Source organism: Phaeodactylibacter sp. (genome assembly GCF_022763345.1).
Classification (GTDB): Bacteria; Bacteroidota; Bacteroidia; order Chitinophagales; family Saprospiraceae; genus Phaeodactylibacter.
Map to the genome: position 1 here is coordinate 73,376 of NZ_JALEGS010000049.1, position 16,571 is coordinate 89,946.

The 16,571-nt window shown below is 53.4% G+C and carries 14 protein-coding genes; 4 read left to right on the plus strand and 10 right to left on the minus strand.

Annotation, left to right across the window (positions count from 1 at the left end):
- Position 1 precedes the first annotated feature (1 nt).
- Genes hisA through hisB form a run of 3 tightly spaced genes read right to left on the minus strand, consistent with a single transcriptional unit; the run spans position 2 to position 2,462 of the window.
- Positions 2 to 727 (minus strand): 1-(5-phosphoribosyl)-5-[(5-phosphoribosylamino)methylideneamino]imidazole-4-carboxamide isomerase, encoded by a 726-nt coding sequence (gene hisA, locus MRY86_RS12995; protein WP_293565114.1) that lies wholly within the window; start codon positions 725 to 727, stop codon positions 2 to 4.
- A 1-nt stretch (position 728) separates the two neighbouring features.
- On the minus strand, positions 729 to 1,316 hold the full coding sequence (gene hisH, locus MRY86_RS13000; RefSeq protein WP_293565112.1) for an imidazole glycerol phosphate synthase subunit HisH: 588 nt from the start codon (positions 1,314 to 1,316) through the stop codon (positions 729 to 731).
- A 12-nt stretch (positions 1,317 to 1,328) separates the two neighbouring features.
- On the minus strand, positions 1,329 to 2,462 hold the full coding sequence (gene hisB / locus MRY86_RS13005; RefSeq protein ID WP_293565110.1) for a bifunctional histidinol-phosphatase/imidazoleglycerol-phosphate dehydratase HisB: 1,134 nt from the start codon (positions 2,460 to 2,462) through the stop codon (positions 1,329 to 1,331).
- Positions 2,463 to 2,585: 123 nt separating this feature from the next.
- On the opposite strand from hisB, the gene MRY86_RS13010 reads away from it, so the two are divergent.
- On the plus strand, positions 2,586 to 3,341 hold the full coding sequence (locus tag MRY86_RS13010) for a LamG domain-containing protein (protein ID WP_293565108.1): 756 nt from the start codon (positions 2,586 to 2,588) through the stop codon (positions 3,339 to 3,341).
- Here the strand turns inward: MRY86_RS13010 and MRY86_RS13015 are convergent.
- From MRY86_RS13015 to MRY86_RS13040, 6 genes are all read right to left on the minus strand, one after another.
- Positions 3,334 to 4,827: a DUF4173 domain-containing protein gene (locus MRY86_RS13015; protein WP_293565106.1), complete on the minus strand. Its 1,494-nt coding sequence runs from the start codon at positions 4,825 to 4,827 to the stop codon at positions 3,334 to 3,336. The genes MRY86_RS13010 and MRY86_RS13015 overlap by 8 nt on opposite strands.
- Positions 4,824 to 5,519, minus strand: a complete 696-nt coding sequence (locus tag MRY86_RS13020) for a DUF1361 domain-containing protein (RefSeq protein WP_293565104.1) — start codon at positions 5,517 to 5,519, stop codon at positions 4,824 to 4,826. Before MRY86_RS13020 ends, MRY86_RS13015 begins: the two co-directional genes overlap by 4 nt.
- A 45-nt stretch (positions 5,520 to 5,564) precedes the next feature.
- A complete protein-coding gene (locus tag MRY86_RS13025) occupies positions 5,565 to 5,879 on the minus strand; it encodes a transcriptional regulator (RefSeq protein ID WP_293565102.1) in 315 nt (104 codons plus the stop codon).
- On the minus strand, positions 5,876 to 6,520 hold the full coding sequence (locus MRY86_RS13030) for a hypothetical protein (protein WP_293565100.1): 645 nt from the start codon (positions 6,518 to 6,520) through the stop codon (positions 5,876 to 5,878). Before MRY86_RS13030 ends, MRY86_RS13025 begins: the two co-directional genes overlap by 4 nt.
- An 88-nt stretch (positions 6,521 to 6,608) precedes the next feature.
- Positions 6,609 to 9,182, minus strand: coding sequence for a hypothetical protein (locus MRY86_RS13035; RefSeq protein WP_293565098.1), 2,574 nt, complete (start codon positions 9,180 to 9,182; stop codon positions 6,609 to 6,611).
- Between the two features lie 96 nt (positions 9,183 to 9,278).
- Positions 9,279 to 12,377 (minus strand): adenylate/guanylate cyclase domain-containing protein, encoded by a 3,099-nt coding sequence (locus tag MRY86_RS13040; protein WP_293565096.1) that lies wholly within the window; start codon positions 12,375 to 12,377, stop codon positions 9,279 to 9,281.
- A 253-nt stretch (positions 12,378 to 12,630) separates the two neighbouring features.
- Here MRY86_RS13040 and MRY86_RS13045 point away from each other — a divergent pair, with 253 nt between their 5' ends.
- Entirely contained in the window at positions 12,631 to 13,641 is a 1,011-nt protein-coding gene (locus MRY86_RS13045) for an SRPBCC family protein (RefSeq protein WP_293565094.1), read from the plus strand.
- On the opposite strand, the gene MRY86_RS13050 is transcribed toward MRY86_RS13045, so the two are convergent.
- Positions 13,617 to 14,504 carry a mechanosensitive ion channel family protein gene (locus tag MRY86_RS13050; RefSeq protein ID WP_293565092.1) on the minus strand — a complete coding sequence of 296 codons (888 nt, stop codon included), beginning with the start codon at positions 14,502 to 14,504 and terminating at the stop codon, positions 13,617 to 13,619. The genes MRY86_RS13045 and MRY86_RS13050 overlap by 25 nt on opposite strands.
- 65 nt (positions 14,505 to 14,569) lie before the next feature.
- Between MRY86_RS13050 and MRY86_RS13055 the strand changes: the two genes are divergently transcribed.
- Together MRY86_RS13055 and MRY86_RS13060 are read left to right on the plus strand one after the other, a co-directional pair.
- The gene (locus tag MRY86_RS13055; protein WP_293565090.1) at positions 14,570 to 16,033 is read left to right on the plus strand and encodes a M48 family metalloprotease; all 1,464 of its coding nucleotides are present in this window, start codon (positions 14,570 to 14,572) and stop codon (positions 16,031 to 16,033) included.
- 24 nt (positions 16,034 to 16,057) lie between these two features.
- Positions 16,058 to 16,543: a DUF6438 domain-containing protein gene (locus MRY86_RS13060; protein WP_293565088.1), complete on the plus strand. Its 486-nt coding sequence runs from the start codon at positions 16,058 to 16,060 to the stop codon at positions 16,541 to 16,543.
- Positions 16,544 to 16,571: the final 28 nt, after the last annotated feature.

Here is a 16,571-nt window from a genome sequence, read left to right on the forward strand (position 1 = left end):
TTCAGCTCTTCAGCACCCACTGCTCCAACTCCTGCAGTGAAATCTTATTTTCATAGATGGCTTTGCCAATAATGGCACCAAAACAGCCAATGTCCCGGAGCTCGTCCAGCTCGTCCAGGCTGCTGATGCCGCCGCTGGCAATGAGCTGCAAACCGGTGAATTCTGAGCGGATATCCTTGTACAAAGGCAGGGCGGTGCCTTCGAGCAAGCCATCCTTGGAGACATCGGTGCAGATGGTGTACCTGATGCCTTTCGCGATGTAGCTTTCCAGGAAAGGGAATAGTTCCTGTTCGCTTTGCTCCTGCCAGCCACTGACGGCAATTTTCCCGTCCTTTACATCGGAGCCCAGTATGATGCGCTCTGCCCCAAAGCGCTGCAGCCAGGCTTCGAATACCGCCGGCTGTTTCACGGCTATGGTACCACCGGTAACTTGCTTAGCACCGCTATCAAAGGCTACCCTCAGGTCTTCATCTGACTTCAGCCCGCCGCCGAAGTCGATATGCAGGTGGGTCTTCGTCGCCAGTGTTTCCAGTACCTTGTAGTTGACGATCTGCTTGGCTTTAGCGCCGTCGAGGTCGACCAGGTGCAGACGCTGCAGGCCATGTGCTTCGTAAGCTTTCGCTACTTCCAGCGGATCTTCGTTATAAACTTTCTTGCGGTCGTAGTCGCCCTGTGTCAGGCGCACGCATTTGCCTTCAATAATGTCGATGGCGGGGATGGGGTGCATACTAAAGTTGGATAAAGTGCTTGAGAATGGCTTCGCCTACCTTACCCGATTTTTCCGGGTGGAACTGAGTGGCGTAGAAGTTGTCTTTTTGCAATGCGGAGCTGAAGGGCAGTACGTGCTCGGTAGTCGCAGTGGTGTAAGGCCCCCGCTCTACGTAGTAGCTGTGCACAAAGTAGACGTACTCGCCTTCCAGCCCGGGGCTAAACAGGCCGTTGCCCAGATTGCGGATGCTGTTCCAGCCCATGTGGGGGATTTTCTCCCCCTGCTTTGGGCGGAAGCGCACCACTTCCTGTGGGATAATGCCCAGGCAATCGGTATCGTTTTCTTCAGAATGCCGGCACAACAACTGCATGCCCAGGCATATACCCAGTACCGGCTGCTTCAGGTTGCGGATGACCTCGTCCAGCCCGCGCTCCCGGAGATAGGCCATCGTGGTATTCGCTTCGCCTACGCCGGGGAAGATCACCTTGTCGGCGGCTTGTATTTCGGCAGCGTCTCCAGTAAGGTGCGCTTCAATACCCAGGCGCTGCATGGCAAACTGTACCGACCGGACGTTGCCGGCGTTATAATCGATGATGGCTACTTTCATAGTTTGGCTGGTTTATAATACGCCTTTCGTGCTTGGCAACTGCAAATGCTCCGTATCCCGTCGTTTCGCCATTCGGATGGCCCGCGCCCAGGCTTTGAAGATTGCTTCAATTTTGTGGTGCTCATTGGTGCCTTCCACTTTGATGTTTAGATTGGCTTTGGCCGCATCGGAAAAGGACTTGAAGAAGTGGAAAAACATTTCAGTAGGCATGTCGCCAATTTTCTCCCGCTTGAATTCCGCCTCCCAAACGATCCATGGGCGGCCTCCGAAGTCAATAGCCACCTGCGCCAGGCAGTCGTCCATAGGCAGGGCGTATCCGTAGCGCTCCAGGCCGAGTTTGTCACCCAGTGCTTTGGCGAAAGCCTCGCCCAGTGCCAATGCGGTGTCCTCTATGGTATGGTGCTCGTCCACTTCGAGGTCGCCACTGACTTTGATGGCCAGGTCGAGCCCACCGTGGCGGGCCAGTTGGTCGAGCATATGATCGAAAAAGCCCAGCCCGGTATCCATCTCACTCTTACCCGTGCCGTCCAGGTCGAGCTGTATGAGAATGTCGGTTTCCTTGGTGGTCCGTTGCACTTTAGCGGTCCGTTCGCTCAGGCGCAGGAAGCGGTAGATGTCACCCCAGTCGGTAGTGGAGAGGGCAATAGCCTCATGTACGGCCCGGTTGTCTCCTTCCACCTCATCGGCCCCGAGGTCAGGCTGATTGTTGAGCCAGATGCCCTTTGCGCCCAGATTTTTGGCCAACTCCATATCCGTCAGGCGGTCGCCGACGACAAAAGAATTCGCCAGGTCATAATCGCCGTTCATATAGGGGGCCATCAGCCCGGTACGTGGCTTACGGGTAGGGGCGTTGTCTTCCGGAAAACTTCGGTCAATCAGCACATCAATGAAAGAGATCCCCTCGGCCTCAAAAGCGCTCATCATCTTCCGGTGCGCCGGCCAGAAAGTCTCCTCCGGGAAAACCTCCGTACCCAGCCCATCCTGATTGGTGATCATGACGAGCTCGAAGTCCAGTTCTTTCACAATACGGGATAGGTGCTGAAAAACACCGGGATAGAAATCCAGTTTTTCCAGACTGTCGATCTGATAGCCTTCCGGCTCCAGGATAAGCGTACCATCGCGGTCCAGGATCAATAATTTCTTCATGCTGCAAAGGTAGCAAATTCAGGGTTTAGGGCAGTAGCCAGCGCAGAAACCTGACACAGGAAAGACGAGCTAATGAATACTTTATTGAAATTTTCATATCTTTTGGGGTAACAAATTTGCCTTATGAAAACCCTGACCCATAGCGCATTACTCTTCTTCCTGAGTGGGCTTTTAGCCTCCGCGCCGCCCTATGCACCTGCTATTCCCGAAGCGGGCCTTGTGGCTTATTACTCTTTTAACGATTGTGATGCCCGCGATGATTCGGGCAATGGCTCTCACGGCCAGATGTACGGCAGCACGAGCTGTTGGTGTGGGATTGAGGGCAGCGGCCTGCTGTTCGATGGTGTGGACGACTTTGTGGAGTTTGAAGGATCGGTAAACCGTTATTTCAATACTTCAGACTTTACGGTCAGCTTTTATTTTAAGCCTGAACAGTACCTGGTTTTTCAGCAAAGCCTGTTGTCCAAGCGGGAGGAGTGCGAAGATTACAATATGCTGGACATCTTGCTCGACCTCAATGCTCAGGAAATTGCTACCCTGGTGCACGAGAACCCGCATAAGTTTTATCCAGGCCTCAGCCCCGGTCTCGACACCACCCGTTGGATGCACTTCGCCATCACCCGGGAGGGCACCCGTGCTTTTACCTACGTCAACGGCCGACTGGCTCAGAAAGCTTTCCGCTGCAGCGGTGTGGACATTTCCAACTCAGTCCCCCTTTCCTTTGGCAACAGCCCCTGCGTCCAACAGGGCAGCGCCCGCCGGTTCAGAGGTGTCCTCGACGAGCTGCGGGTGTACAGCCGCGCCCTTAGCCCGGCGGAAATCTGGTCCCTTTACCAGCAAAATCCGGCCGAAGAAGCCCCTTCCGATTGCCTCACCTGACCTCCCGAAACGGATCGCTGTGGCAAGCTCTTGAGGTGGTGTAGTTCCAGGAGCGCCAGCCAGGCTTGTGCTGCCTGCTCAGTCGCCTGCTAACCGATTTTAGTTTGCGCTCCAGCTGTTCATCTGTCCAACCGGCAGCGACTTGCAGGCGGTGCCGCTCTTCCCAAAGGGTAGGCAAGTTGACCGGAGATACTTCGCGGGTCAGGAAATCAGTGTCCAGTTGGCCGGGGGCAGCCTGCCGGATGTTGTAGCGCGTGATCATCCGGTCCCAGTTGACAGTGCTGTACAGTAGCAAGAGCACCAATGCCAGTTGTGCGGATTTTTGAAGCACAAAGGAGATGGTGCGTTGCTCCCGCGTTTTGAGGTAAACCAACCACAGCCCACCCAGTGTGGCAATGAGGAAGCCAAATACGCCCAGGCGCTTGTACGCCAGCCCAAAGTTGGCCACATACTGCCAGTTGCGTAGCCCTACCGATAAGACCAGCATCGCATTTTGTGCCAGCCACAGATGAGCCAGCCACCGCAGTCTTTCATTATCCGGCAAAAAATTGAGATTGCCCCGAAAGAACCAAAGCAACACCCCCATCGCCATGAGGATAGATAAAATCAACAGATAAGTGCCCTCGTGGACGTACTGACTCAGCTCCTGCGGTGTGGCCTGCCCGTAGCTGATCCAGACGAAACGCAAATCCGCCAGATTAGCTACAAAGAGAAGCCCGTTCAGCACAGCCAGGCTGAAAACACCAGTTTGGTACTCCCGTTTGAGCCCCAGCGTGCCCACTTCCGGCTTTGGTGTGCCCCGTTTGCGCTTCATTACCGATCGGAAAGGGGCTTCCCAGTCTTTGAGGAAATCGCCCCACAGCGAAGGCCAGACCAGGCCACCAACTACAAAGCAGCCTATCATAAACAGGAGTATTTGGCCCACATTCCAGTTGAATTGCAGCCAGCTGCCCGGCCAGAACCGTTGCCAAAACGCTGCGAATTGTGGGTTGGCGTGGTAGTAAATCGTTCCGAAAGCCAGCCCGAGCCCTAACGGCAGGACGGCAAAGGGCGCCCAGCGGAATGCCGGTTTCCAGGCCAGGGGCTGCCAGGAGCGGATGAGTTGATACAACGCGGCTATCGGGCTGCCCAAAAGCTTGGTGATGCCCAGCATACCGGCAAACCAGAGGAAGCGCAGCGGTCGCCGGTGCAAATGCCCGGTGAAAACCAGAAAAGAGAGGAAGAAGGCCATGATGGAAAGGTCCGAATTCCGCCAGGCCACCAGCACCGCACTGCCGAGCATTGCCCCTGCCAGCCAGCGGGATGCACTTTGGTGCCGAAGGTCAGGGTAGCTCAGCGCCGCAATGCCGATAGCAATGAGCGCAAAGGCCAGCACATTAAGCCCGAGGTAGGCATCATAAAAGAGTTGCACGTAAAGAAGAGCACCGGTTATCCACAATACCAATTTCGCGAGTGGGTGCTTAAGGTTAGCTGCATTCCATTTCATAAAGAAGATGTTTTAAAGGATGAATCAGAGTTGAAGGAGGTCAGATGATAGAGCAAGGCGTAGCCCAATCCCTGTAGCAGAGAAAAGAACCCAATAAAAACCATCAGCGTAGTTGTAGGGCTTGCAAGTAGGCTGAAGCTGTACTGCAAAAGAGCCGAGGGGTGGGTAACTGCTTCCCAGCTATTCCAGCGGCCCACCCGCCCCAGGAAGAGCCCGAAGCTGCTCATCAGCATAAAGCCACCAATCCACCAATGCGATTGCCGGGTGGTGTACCATTGCTCCAGGTAGCGCTGAATATGCAGCAGGGAGACTAACCCAAGCAGCAGCCCTGTCCAGGCAAAAAAGAAGAACACCATTCCGTCTGCCCAAAAAGGGACAGGAAGCCTGGGTTTGAGATGAATCAAGTCTGTAATCAAGTAAGGGGCGTTGGGCAGGAAAAGTAGCCAGGCGATTAAGACCAATACTCCGGCTAAGCGGTGCCTTATCAGTGGAAGGAGTAGAGAAAGCGCGTAAGGGACGGAAGCCAGGAATAAGTTCCAGCCCAAAAAGAGCAAGACCTGACTGCCTGAAGCTGGGAAGCTGGTCAGTGTGGCGTAGCCGCTGAGCGACTTGAAAGCAATAAGGTAGCGCCCAATGAGCAGGGTCATCGCTGCAAAGACCTGGGTTAAAATAATACGGTTAACGATTTTCATAAAGTACTTTGAAATTCAAAGTTTAGAAATAAAAAAATAAGGATACTACGTTGATGGCCCGCTGTTGCCAGCCCGCAGCAATACCTCCAATGCATCGAGGTGGGCCTGAAAAGCCTTTCGCCCCTCATCCGTAGCCCGGTAGGAGGTATTTGGCTTCCGTGCAATAAAGCGTTTCCGGACTTCCAGGTAAGTTTCTTTTTCCAGGGCTTTGATGTGGGAAGCCAGGCGGCCGTCGGTCAGGTTCAGGGTTTCCTTCAGGCTGCTGAAGTCTACCCATTCCTCCAGCATAAGCACGGACATAATGCCCAGCCGTACCCGGTGGTCAAAAGCAGGATTTAATTTGGTGATGATGTGTTTCATGCCTCCCGCTCGTATTTGAAGTACATAGCGGTACCGTAAAGGATATGCAGGAGCCCGAAACCTATGGCCCAAAACTCAAGACCGTATCCGGTAAAAAAGGCGGAGATAAGCCCCAGCCCAACTTCCATCAGGCCCAGGTAGCGGATGTCGTTGAGGGTGTACTTACTGGCATTGAGGAGTGCCAGCCCGTAGAAAATCAGGGTAGCTGAAGCGATGAGGTCGGCTTCTCCATGCTTAATGAGCGCCAGGCAAAAGATACCCCCGGCTGCCAGTGGAATGAACAGGTTAATCAGGAGGCGGCGGGTGAGCCGGTCCCAAACGGGTAACCCTTTCCGTCGTGCCTTCCGGGTAGTGAAATAAATGCCTGTGGTCAGCGCCAAAATCAGAACCAGAGCAGCATCAAGAAAGAAGAAGCTGATAGGGTCGAGTCCGGTGGGGTGTTCGGCAATGTGGGCAAAAGGTGTGGTGCCTTCGAAAGGCGTTGCGCCCAGATACCAAAAGGCGGCAACTGCACCGAGCAGCGCCCAGATGCCGGCAGCTACTCCGGAGAGGCCGCTAAGGGAAATGAAACGGGAGGAGCGCTCCATAATACTGCGGATTTCTGTCAGCGCTTCCAGGTGTTCCTGATGATGAGTTGTCATTTTATAGTACTTTGAGATTCAAAGTTAGTGGTTTTGAATATAGAATGCAACTACGGCATGCTTATTTTTGGAAAGATTTTAGCTTGGTCTACCGTTGCAGGACCACCGGCTGTTTGCGGACTTCCCCGATTGCTGAGCGCCCCAGCAGGTAGTAGGTGCCATTAGGCAGAGCGGAAACCTGGCATTGCACAGTACCTTGCACATCCGTCCACACTTGCATGCTCTGCCCGGCACTGTTGAAGAGCTGTAGCTCCCAGGTGCCTTTCGGTAAAGTGGCAGTAAACTGTTCTCTCACCGGATTGGGGGCAATAGCAAGGCTAGCGATAGGCGCTGCTGTGGAGCTGCTGGCCACAACCGGGCTGAGTTCAAAGTCCCAAATGCCCCGGCCATAGGTGCCAAAGCGGGCGGTGTGGATCTCAGGCAGGTATTCTACCGACCAGTAAGTCTGCGCGGGCGAGCAGTCGCCCCCCAGGTAGTACCAGCGCTCTTCAGCGGTAATATAAACGTAAGGGCCCGCTTCCGTGGCCGCAAACAGGAAGGCTTCGTCTGGCGTGCCGGTGATTTCAAAGACCAGCGTTGAGGGCAGGCCTTCCGACATATCGGTAAAGTTTTGTCCTCCATCCGTACTGACGTAGACCGGTGGATTGGAATAACCACTCCCGCCCAGGTAAACCTTGTCAATATCCTGAGTGGAAGCGTAGATTGTCTGACCGTAGAGGTAATGCCCTTCCGGGATGAAATTTACCGTCTGTTCCCAGGTGTAGCCAGCCTCATCCGAGGTAAAAAACCGGCCATTGGTCGTCGCGGCGTACCAGCGGTTGTAGTCCAGAGGTGAGGCTTCCATGGCAGAGAGTTCCCCATCGCCGGAGGCGGCGGCAAAGTCGAAGTCAATCTGCGTGGCGGCTATGCCGTTCGGTGACGGGTCAAGCCGAATGAGGTAAGAGCCCGGTCCGCCATCCATATTCCCACCCGCCATAAACGCGCCTACATCGCCGGGGAAGGGGCTGGCCATAAGCGGGGGTAGCCATACCGACTCATCCTCAGACTCAAGGTCATAATCGCCGGTAATGCCTCCGTTTTGCGGGTTTTGATAGTAGGACACCCAGCCCCCGGGGTAAACCGTCCAGAGATACTGCCCGTCATTGGAAAAAACGATGTGCCCGTAGTCTCCGGAAATAACCTGATCGAACCGCTGAATACCAGGGTCATCGAAATGACGGGAGCGCTGAAAGCCCTGATCCTGCGAACCGGCATATACGAACTGATTGTCGGTAGGGTCGGTACGTACGCTGTAGTACTGGCTGACATTGAGGTCCTCCATGCCAATATTGTCCACGGTCTCCAGTTGATCATAAGATACCGACAAGCCGCCGTGGTTGCTAATGAGGGTAAAAGGTAGGCCATCAGCTGTTTTGTAGGCGTCAAAATGCATGATATCGGCATGCAGGGTGTTGGCAATATCGGAGTAGTAAGCCCACCAGTCATTGATTTTTTCCCAGGATTGCCCTCCGTCGAGGCTGCGGAAGCATTCCACTTCGCCCATGTACAGCACATCCGGGTTGTCCGGGCTGACGAAAACGCCGACATCCCAGGGGCGTGCGGGCAGGTCGCCCCGTTTTGACCAGGTAATGCCTTTGTCCACAGAACGCCAAATTTCCCAGCTTCCCTGCTCCGGGCTGGTGTAAGCATAGAGCACCAGGCTATCAGCCATTGCGGTACCGGCCAGGTTGGCCCGGGCCCCGCCAAAGTCCAGGTTGGTCGAAGGGTTGATCCAGTCGAGTTGCCCGTTGTCGGGATTGGCGTGGTAAATTTTACCGGTGTTATTGGCGGCTTTCTCTACCAGCATCATACGTTGATAGTGGTGAGGGGCAGAAAGGCGCAAGCGGTTGAAGTCATTGGTGTTGAAGGTGCTAACGGGCGAGTAGCTTTCTCCCTGACTGGTTGAACGGTACAATTGGATGTCTGCCCAGTAAGACGGTTTGGCGAGCACGTAAACTCTGGAAATGCTGTCTTGTACCAGAATCGGGGAGTGGATATTTCCCCAGCGGTCATCGTGGGTAATACCCGCTGCCTGTTGCCAGGTGTAGCCATCATCATCAGAGTAGTGTGGAATCCGTCCGGTAAAGGCAATCATGCGCCGCCCGTTTTGATGGGGAATAAATTCCAGCATTCCGGGCGTAAACCGCAGGTCTTGATTCACGATTTCCCAGTGGCTGCCATCGAGCAGCCCCCGCCAAAGAGAGCCACCTGCGGAGATCAGCCACAGCTCGTCGGTAGCCGGGTCGTACTCGGTATCAAAAACACTGCCGGCCTGATTGATGCTGCCCCGTTCCCGCCAGGAACCGGAAAGGAGGCCGCCGGCGAAAAGCCCGCCCTCGCAACCCGACCTGAGGCCGATTCCCAGGTTGACCTTGGCGCGGTGCCGGCGCAGCCGGGTTTGGTGTTCAATCGCTCTCCAGTCCGTGCCTGGAGCTGCCTGATGCAGGAGCTCAAGCCATTGGCGTTTGGCATCGTTTTTCGACTCCTCCTCACCAAAGTGTACGATGGTTTCCCCGTTTGTAGGCGCGGGGAGCGGAAACGCTTTTCGGGTGGGTGAAAAATCAACGAATGTCAGGTTGAGTACAGCTAAGCATAAGAGCGCAAGTGGCCATTGGTATTTCATGAACATGGGATTTAAGGATCTTGGGTACAAGATAATGGATTACAGCTACTCCGAAAGTAGCCCGGACGTCAAAAGGAGGGAAAAGGGAGGTCAGAATTAATCCCCAAGATAAGCATCTACGAAGTACATGTCAATATCCTGGCCTTTGGTTTCGGTGTATTTTCCGTTTTGCGAAAAGCTGAAGAAGTCCTGAATGAAGGCATGGGTAGCCTCGGAAACATTGACTTTGCCAGCTTCTCCGCTGGTTTCCATCCGGGAAGCCAGGTTGACGGTGTCCCCCCAGATATCGTAGGCAAATTTTTTGATGCCCACAATGCCTGCAACCACCGGTCCGGTATGTATGCCGATACGAGCTTCAAAGCAAGTGCGCCCCTCGGCTTCCCGCTGTATTTTCAGGCCCGCCATGAACTCCTGAATCTCCATGGCGGCAAGGGTGACGCGCACGGCTTCATCTTCATCCGTATCCCGCATACCACCTACGGCGAGGTAGGCATCGCCTACGGTTTTGATCTTCTCCAGGCCGTATTTTTCCATGATTTCATCAAAGGCGCGGAAGCAGTGGTCAATTTCGGCCACCAGGTCCTCCGGTTCCATGCCCTCTGAGATATGGCTGAAGCCTTTAAAATCAGAGAACATGACCGTAACCAATTCATGCCGTTTGGCTTTGGCAAAACCATATTCTTTGAGCTCCCGGGCAGTTTCTTCGGGCAGAATGTTGAGCAGGAGTTCTTCGGACTTTTGCTTTTCCTTTTCCAGCTCTTTGGTGCGTTCCTGCACCAGTGCTTCCAGTTCCTGCTCCCGGCGCCGGGCGAGGATGATCCGCCAGCGCATGACGCCAAAAACGGCACTGCTCAGCAAGAGGGTACACAGCACCCAAAACCACCAGGTATTGTAAAAGGCTTCGTGGATGACCACAGGTATAGCGAGTTCCCGCTGATTCCAGTTGGGGCTGTTTGCACCGGCTTTTGCCCGGACCCGGAAGATGTAGCTGCCGGCAGGAATGTTATTGTAGCGCACCAATGTGGTGGTGGCAGATGGGCTCCATTCCTCTTCGTACCCCTCCAGTTTATAGCTATAGGTGTTTTCAAGAGGCTGCCGGTAGTCAGCCAATGCAAACCCAAAAGAGAAAATGCGGTCCCAGGGAGAGAGGTCTACCCGCTCACCGGGATCTAATCCGTAATTGCGCTGAATGAGGGTGTCCTCTGCGACATCGTATTTGCTAAAGTGGGTCAGTAGCAAATGTGCTTCTTGTTCTTCGAGCTGTTGTTCCTGAAACTGCGGGCCGGGGAAGAAGGCATTGATGCCATTCAATCCGCCAAAATAAAGCCGTCCGGCACGGGAACGGTAGAAGGAAATCCGGTTGAACTCATTCGCCGTCAGCCCGTCTTCCACATAGTAGTTGGTGCAGGCGCCATCGGGCACGATTAGCCGGCTTAGCCCGTTGTCTGTACTTACCCAAAGACAGGAGTCGCCTTCCGGCAAAATACCATTGATGAAGTCATTCGAGAGCCCATCAGCTGTAGTGTAAACCCTCAGGCTGTCTTGACTGGGAAGGATGCAGTGGAGCCCTTCACCCGACCCGACCCATAGCTTACCCGTTTTATCTTCGTAGATGGCATTCACCTGATTGCTCCGGAAGGGCAATGGGCTGTCTTTTCCAGTATGATAGTGTGCCACCCGGCCTTGTCCTGGCACGATTTCATGCAGCCCATTGTCCAGCGTGCCCACCCAGAGGCGGTCGCCAGCTGCATTGAAGTGGAGATAGCTGATGTTGCCGTCCAAACTATCCCATGGCCCCGCCTCATCTTCAAAAGGAATAAGGCGGTCTGTGGCCGGCTCATACTGATAAAGCCACTGCAGATAGCCCATCCAAAGGGTGCTGTCGGGGCCCACAATTACATGGCCAAGGTCTTTGTCCGGTTTTTTGAGAATATCACGCACCTGAAGTGTTTCCAGGTCTATCCGCTTGCCATTTCCGGTATAAAGCGCCCCATCAAAGTAGGTCAGGCCAAAGGGATAATTGAAATAATCATTGAAGGGGAAAAGCGGGCGGAGCCCATCGGTTTCCGGGTCGAGTACATGGATGGAGCTGTAGTAGGAAAAGTAAACATTCCCTTCGTCATCTTCGGTAATGCCGCGTGTGCTGCAGTAGATGTTGCTGCAATACTCACTGCCGCCTTCCAGGTAGTGGGCGAAGAGTTGCTCAGACTGCACCAGGCGTATAGCGCCAAAATCCGAAGCTACCCAAACCACACCCGACTGATCGCGGAAAACCTGCCGGTAGGTAGCGGTATTCTTGGTGATGGACCGGATCCGGGGGGCAAAGTTTTCGACACTACCCAATTGGGCGTTGTAATACAGCAACATGCCCCGGCCGCCCATCCAAAGGCTGCCATCCTGCTCCACCAAGAGTGCGGAAGCAACAGCGCCCTGAATACTGGCAGGATGCTCGCTGAAGATTTCCTGAGCCGGGTCAAAGGTGAAAAGCTGGCCATCGGCACACAGGATATAGATTTGGGTGGCTGTGCCAGCGATTTGCACGATTCGGTTGCTTTCCGATACTGGCACAATATGCCGCTGCAGTACTCGCCCTTTGGCACTGAGTTCCCATAGTTCATTCCCGACGGCCCCAAGAAATAACTTTTGCTGTACCTGAGCCATAGGGCGCCCGATGTGCCTGCCGGCAAGCCGCATCAACTCCTGATATCGGCCATCCGGTTGCATGAGCATGAGCTGGGTGGTCGCGGTCTCTTCATGGTAAGCCGCCGACCAGATTTGCCCGCCGAGGCCAAGGGTCAGGTCATGGGGCACTACGGCTTCCCTTATGCGAACATCGCCCTCTTTGATTTTGTAGTCTTCGAATTGGTTATTGCCCGGGTCAAAGCGGGTGATGTAGTTGGGGCTGCCCAGCCACAACCGTTGCTCAGCATCGATAACCATATCGGAAAAGGATTCATGCGGCAGGTAAGTGGAGGGGTCCTGTGGTGTGTAGGTGACGAATTCATACCCGTCAAACCGGTTCAGCCCGTTGATGGTAGCCATCCAGATAAAGCCGGCGCTGTCTTGTAATATTTTGGAGACGATGCGGTGGCTCAGCCCATCCTCAAAATCGTACACCTTAATTTGCACATCACTCTGCGCCCGAAGCAGGGAACCGAACAGGACCGACAAGATGAGTACGCTTAGGCGATGCATGAGGTTTAGATTGAGGCGATTCCAGGTTTGCTTCCAAAGTACGCAAATTGTGGGGAAAGGTTGGTCACCCCGGGCTATACTCTTTTTCCTTTTTGGATAAAATCCTCACTTGTTGCAGCAGAGAAAGGCAGTTAGCCCTGAATTATAAAAATAAATATTTGTTTTGCATTTCAATTAATTAAAACAATTGTTTATTTTTACATTAGATTGACAATCTATTTAGTTCACCCGTCACTAAAACCTATTACATATTATGCAAATTCTCAAGATTGGTTTATTCATTTTGGCCGGGCTTATCGGCCTGATCGCTATTGGAGGGCTTATCGCGCCCCGGGAAGTAGCGCTCAGTCGTTCCACAGTTATTGAAGCCCCGCAGGAAATGGTCTTCAATGCCGTAAACGATCTGAAAACCTGGGAATCCTGGTCACCCTGGAAGGAAATGGACCCAGCCATGAAAGTCACAATGGGCAACCCTTCAGTAGGCGCAGGCGCATTTTATTCCTGGAAAGGAGAAGTTTCTGGTGAGGGCCGTATGGAAATTACCTCTTCTTCTGCACCGGAAAAGCTGACGACGCACGTAGATTTCAAAGGGCAGGGCGGGGCAGATGCAGCCTGGACGTTCAAGCCGGTAGATGGTGGTACGGAAACCACCTGGGCGTTTCATACAGAGTTCCCTTACCCTTTCAATGCGATGCTGCTGTTTCAGGACTTTGAAGGTGCAATTGAGAAAGACTATGACAGAGGGTTGGAATTGCTAAAGGAGCAGGTGGAGGCGAAGGCTGCTGCTACGCCTCAGTTTAGGGTGCAAGCCGTTGAGTTGCCGTTGCGCCATTTTGTGGCCTTACGGCAAACGGTGGATATGTCGGAAATGACCGCCGTTTTTGGTGCCAATACCCCGAAAGTCTATCAGGCTGTAGAACAGGCAGGGCTGAAGATGGTGGGTATGCCATGCGGGCTGTATTATACCTGGGACGAAGCCACCGGCACCACCGATTGCGCTCAGGCTATTCCGCTGGCAGAAGCCCATCAGCTGGAAGGTTTTCAAACCATTGGGATTGCCGAAAACGAGGCCCTTCTCATTGAATATTATGGTGGGTATGAAGGACTGGGAGCAGCCCACATGGCTATAGAAGGCTACTGCAAGCAGCATGGCCTTGAGGCCGGAGTGCCTGCTATCGAAGAATACGTCACGGACCCGGCATCAGAGCCGGATACTTCAAAATGGCTGACTCGTATTTACTACCCTTTGGTGTCAAAGGGGTAATCCGACTGTAATTGGTGCTGATGGAGGTGGGTGGCAATGCCCATCTCCTGCAGCGCTACCATGAGGTCTGTGCGGATGTTGTGCTGCACGGACCAGGCATTGGCCGGAGACGTTGCCCAGGCAGCGATCCAGCATTTAATGGCTTTCTCGCCCATTTCCATTACCCAAAACCGGGGTTTCTCCTTGACCTGGCTGGCGTTGTACTGCTCAGCGATGCGCATAGCCGTATAGCGGACGCTGGAGAGGTCGGCTTCCGGAGAAATAAAAAACTCCACATGCGCCCAGATGTAGGTGTCATGGACAGAAAAATTGATAACCTCCCGCTTTAGCATATCTGAATTCGCAACGATGTACCGTTTCCAGTCCCAGGTTTTGACGGTCGTGTGCAGCATGGAGATATCCTCAACCGTACCGTAGTATCCATCTATAACCACCGTATCGCCCAACCGGATGGCGGAGGAGAAGCTAAGAAGGATGCCGGAAATGAAGTTCTCAATGACTGGTCTGGCCGCAATACCCAAAACGATACCAAAGGCCGAAATCAGCAGAGAGATAGAAGTAATGGGGAGCTTAGTGGAGAAGGGCAGCACCCCTATCAGGATGATGATGAGGATAGAGAAGGTGATTGTTCCTTTTCTGATGATGCTGAACCGCCCGGAGATGTTGTCGGCGGCCCGTTCCAGGGAAGCTTCCGGTGAATCTCCGGGAGGGGAAACGGTTTTGACCGGATTTAAGGTTTCTATTTCCTCTAATCGCTGAAGCTTGCGTTTTTTGTAGCCCCCTATCATTTTGAGCAGGCCATACAGCAACAGGGCACCCCCCAGGGCCACCAGTGATACATATATCCAAATGGTTTGTGTCATTTGTAGTGAGCTTTTATTATTTTAGCTTATGTCAACCAAACGAAACAAGACAAAGCTGAAGAACTATGATAACTCTACACCCCATTCTTATGAAGTTTTCCTTCCTTTTGTTGTGTGCCGGTTTTCTGGCTTCGTGCGCCACCAACCCGGTGACGGGCAAAAAGGAATTCATGTTGCTCAGCAAAGAGCAGGAGGTGCAAATGGGTATTAGTTACGACCCTCAGGTCGTTGCCTCCTATGGATTGTACGAAGATGATAAAATCCAACAGTTTATTACGACTCAGGGCCGGTTAATGGCCCGGATTTCTCACCGGCCGGACCTGCCCTATGAGTTCAAGGTGCTGGACTCGCCCGTGGTAAACGCCTTTGCGGTACCCGGAGGGTTCGTCTACTTCACCCGGGGGATTATGGCTCACTTCAACAACGAGGCTGAGTTTGCAGGGGTGCTTGGGCACGAAATCGGCCACGTGACCGCCCGGCATTCGGCCCGGCAGTACAGCCGTCAGATGCTTGGGCAGGTAGGGCTGATTGCCGGCATCATCGTCTCTCCTAAGTTTGCGGAGTTTGCAGATGTGGCGAGCCAGGGTTTGGGGCTGCTGTTTCTGAAATATGGCCGGGATGCGGAGACCGAGTCCGACCGGCTGGGGGTGGAATACTCCACTAAAATTGGTTATGATGCCAGAGAAATGGCCGACTTTTTCCAAACGCTGAAGCGCCTGACCGATCAGAGCGGAGGGCGGCTGCCAACGTTCATGTCTACGCACCCTGATCCGGCTAACCGGTACGAAAATACCAAAGCACTGGCTCAAAAGTGGCAGCAGCGCTCCAATGGCCGGAATTTAAAGGTAGGCCGCGATTCTTACCTGAATATGATTGATGGATTGCTTTACGGCGAAGACCCCCGGCAGGGCTATGTGGAACGCAATACCTTTTATCACCCTGACCTCAAGTTCCAGTATCCAATCCCCAATGGCTGGCGGACGGTCAATACGCCCAGTCAGGTACAAATGGCGCCTGAAGATGGTAATGCTCTGATGGTCCTTTCACTGTCTCCTAAGAATAACCTGACTCAGGCAGAACAGGCCTACATGGAAACCCATCAGTTTGAGGTGACGAGCCGGAATAACCGGCAGGTCAATGGCCTGAATGCACGTGTGGTACAGGGGCGTCAGGTGGATGAGCAGAATCAGCAGGTCATCAATATTCTGCTTTACTTTATGGAGTACGAAGGGCGGGTATACCAGCTACTGGGCATGGCGTATCAGCAGCAGTATGGCAACTACGAAAGCAGTTTCCTGCGCACGATGAATGGCTTCGACCGCTTGACGGATGCCTCCAAGATCAATGTACAGCCAGAACGCATCAAAATTGTAAAAGCGCCGCGCACCACCAACCTGCGTAGCCTGCTGACCAGCAACGGGATCCCGAATGATCGTCTGGAAGAGTTTGCTATCTTGAATGGGATGGAGCTCAATACGCAGGTAGAGAGCGGAACCCTTTTCAAGGTAGTGGATAAGGCAAGGAATTAATATCTTGCGGCAAAAATGAAATCTATGAAAAGTCCAATCCGACTAACTTTAATGCTGGCAAGTGCCTTTCTGTTGTTTACGGCACAGAAGTGCGGCAGCGGTAAATATGAGTACGAGCCCACCACCTCTATCGAAATTGCGAAAACAGGCTGCTTTGGCCAGTGCCCTACCTATGTTTTCTCGCTTAAAGGCGATGGTTCGGCTACTTTCAATGGGCGCCGCTTCGTAGAGCCGGAAGGGGAGCACCACCGGACTTATTCGGCAGATACCACCAACATGGTTTTTTCCCGCCTGATTGAGGCCGATCTGTATCAGTACGAGCGGGAGTATACCGATAACGTGACGGATTTGCCGACCACATACCTCACCTTTGAGCATGAGGGCAAACAGAAGAAAATCAAACTCTACTATGGTTACCCGGAAGAGCTGGGCACCATCGTGGAGCAGCTACAGGAAGTTGCCCTCACGAAAGGCTGGATGGAGGGAAAAGCTCCGGAAGCGGAGCAATAAGCAAAGTTATGTAACAATGATAACAGCC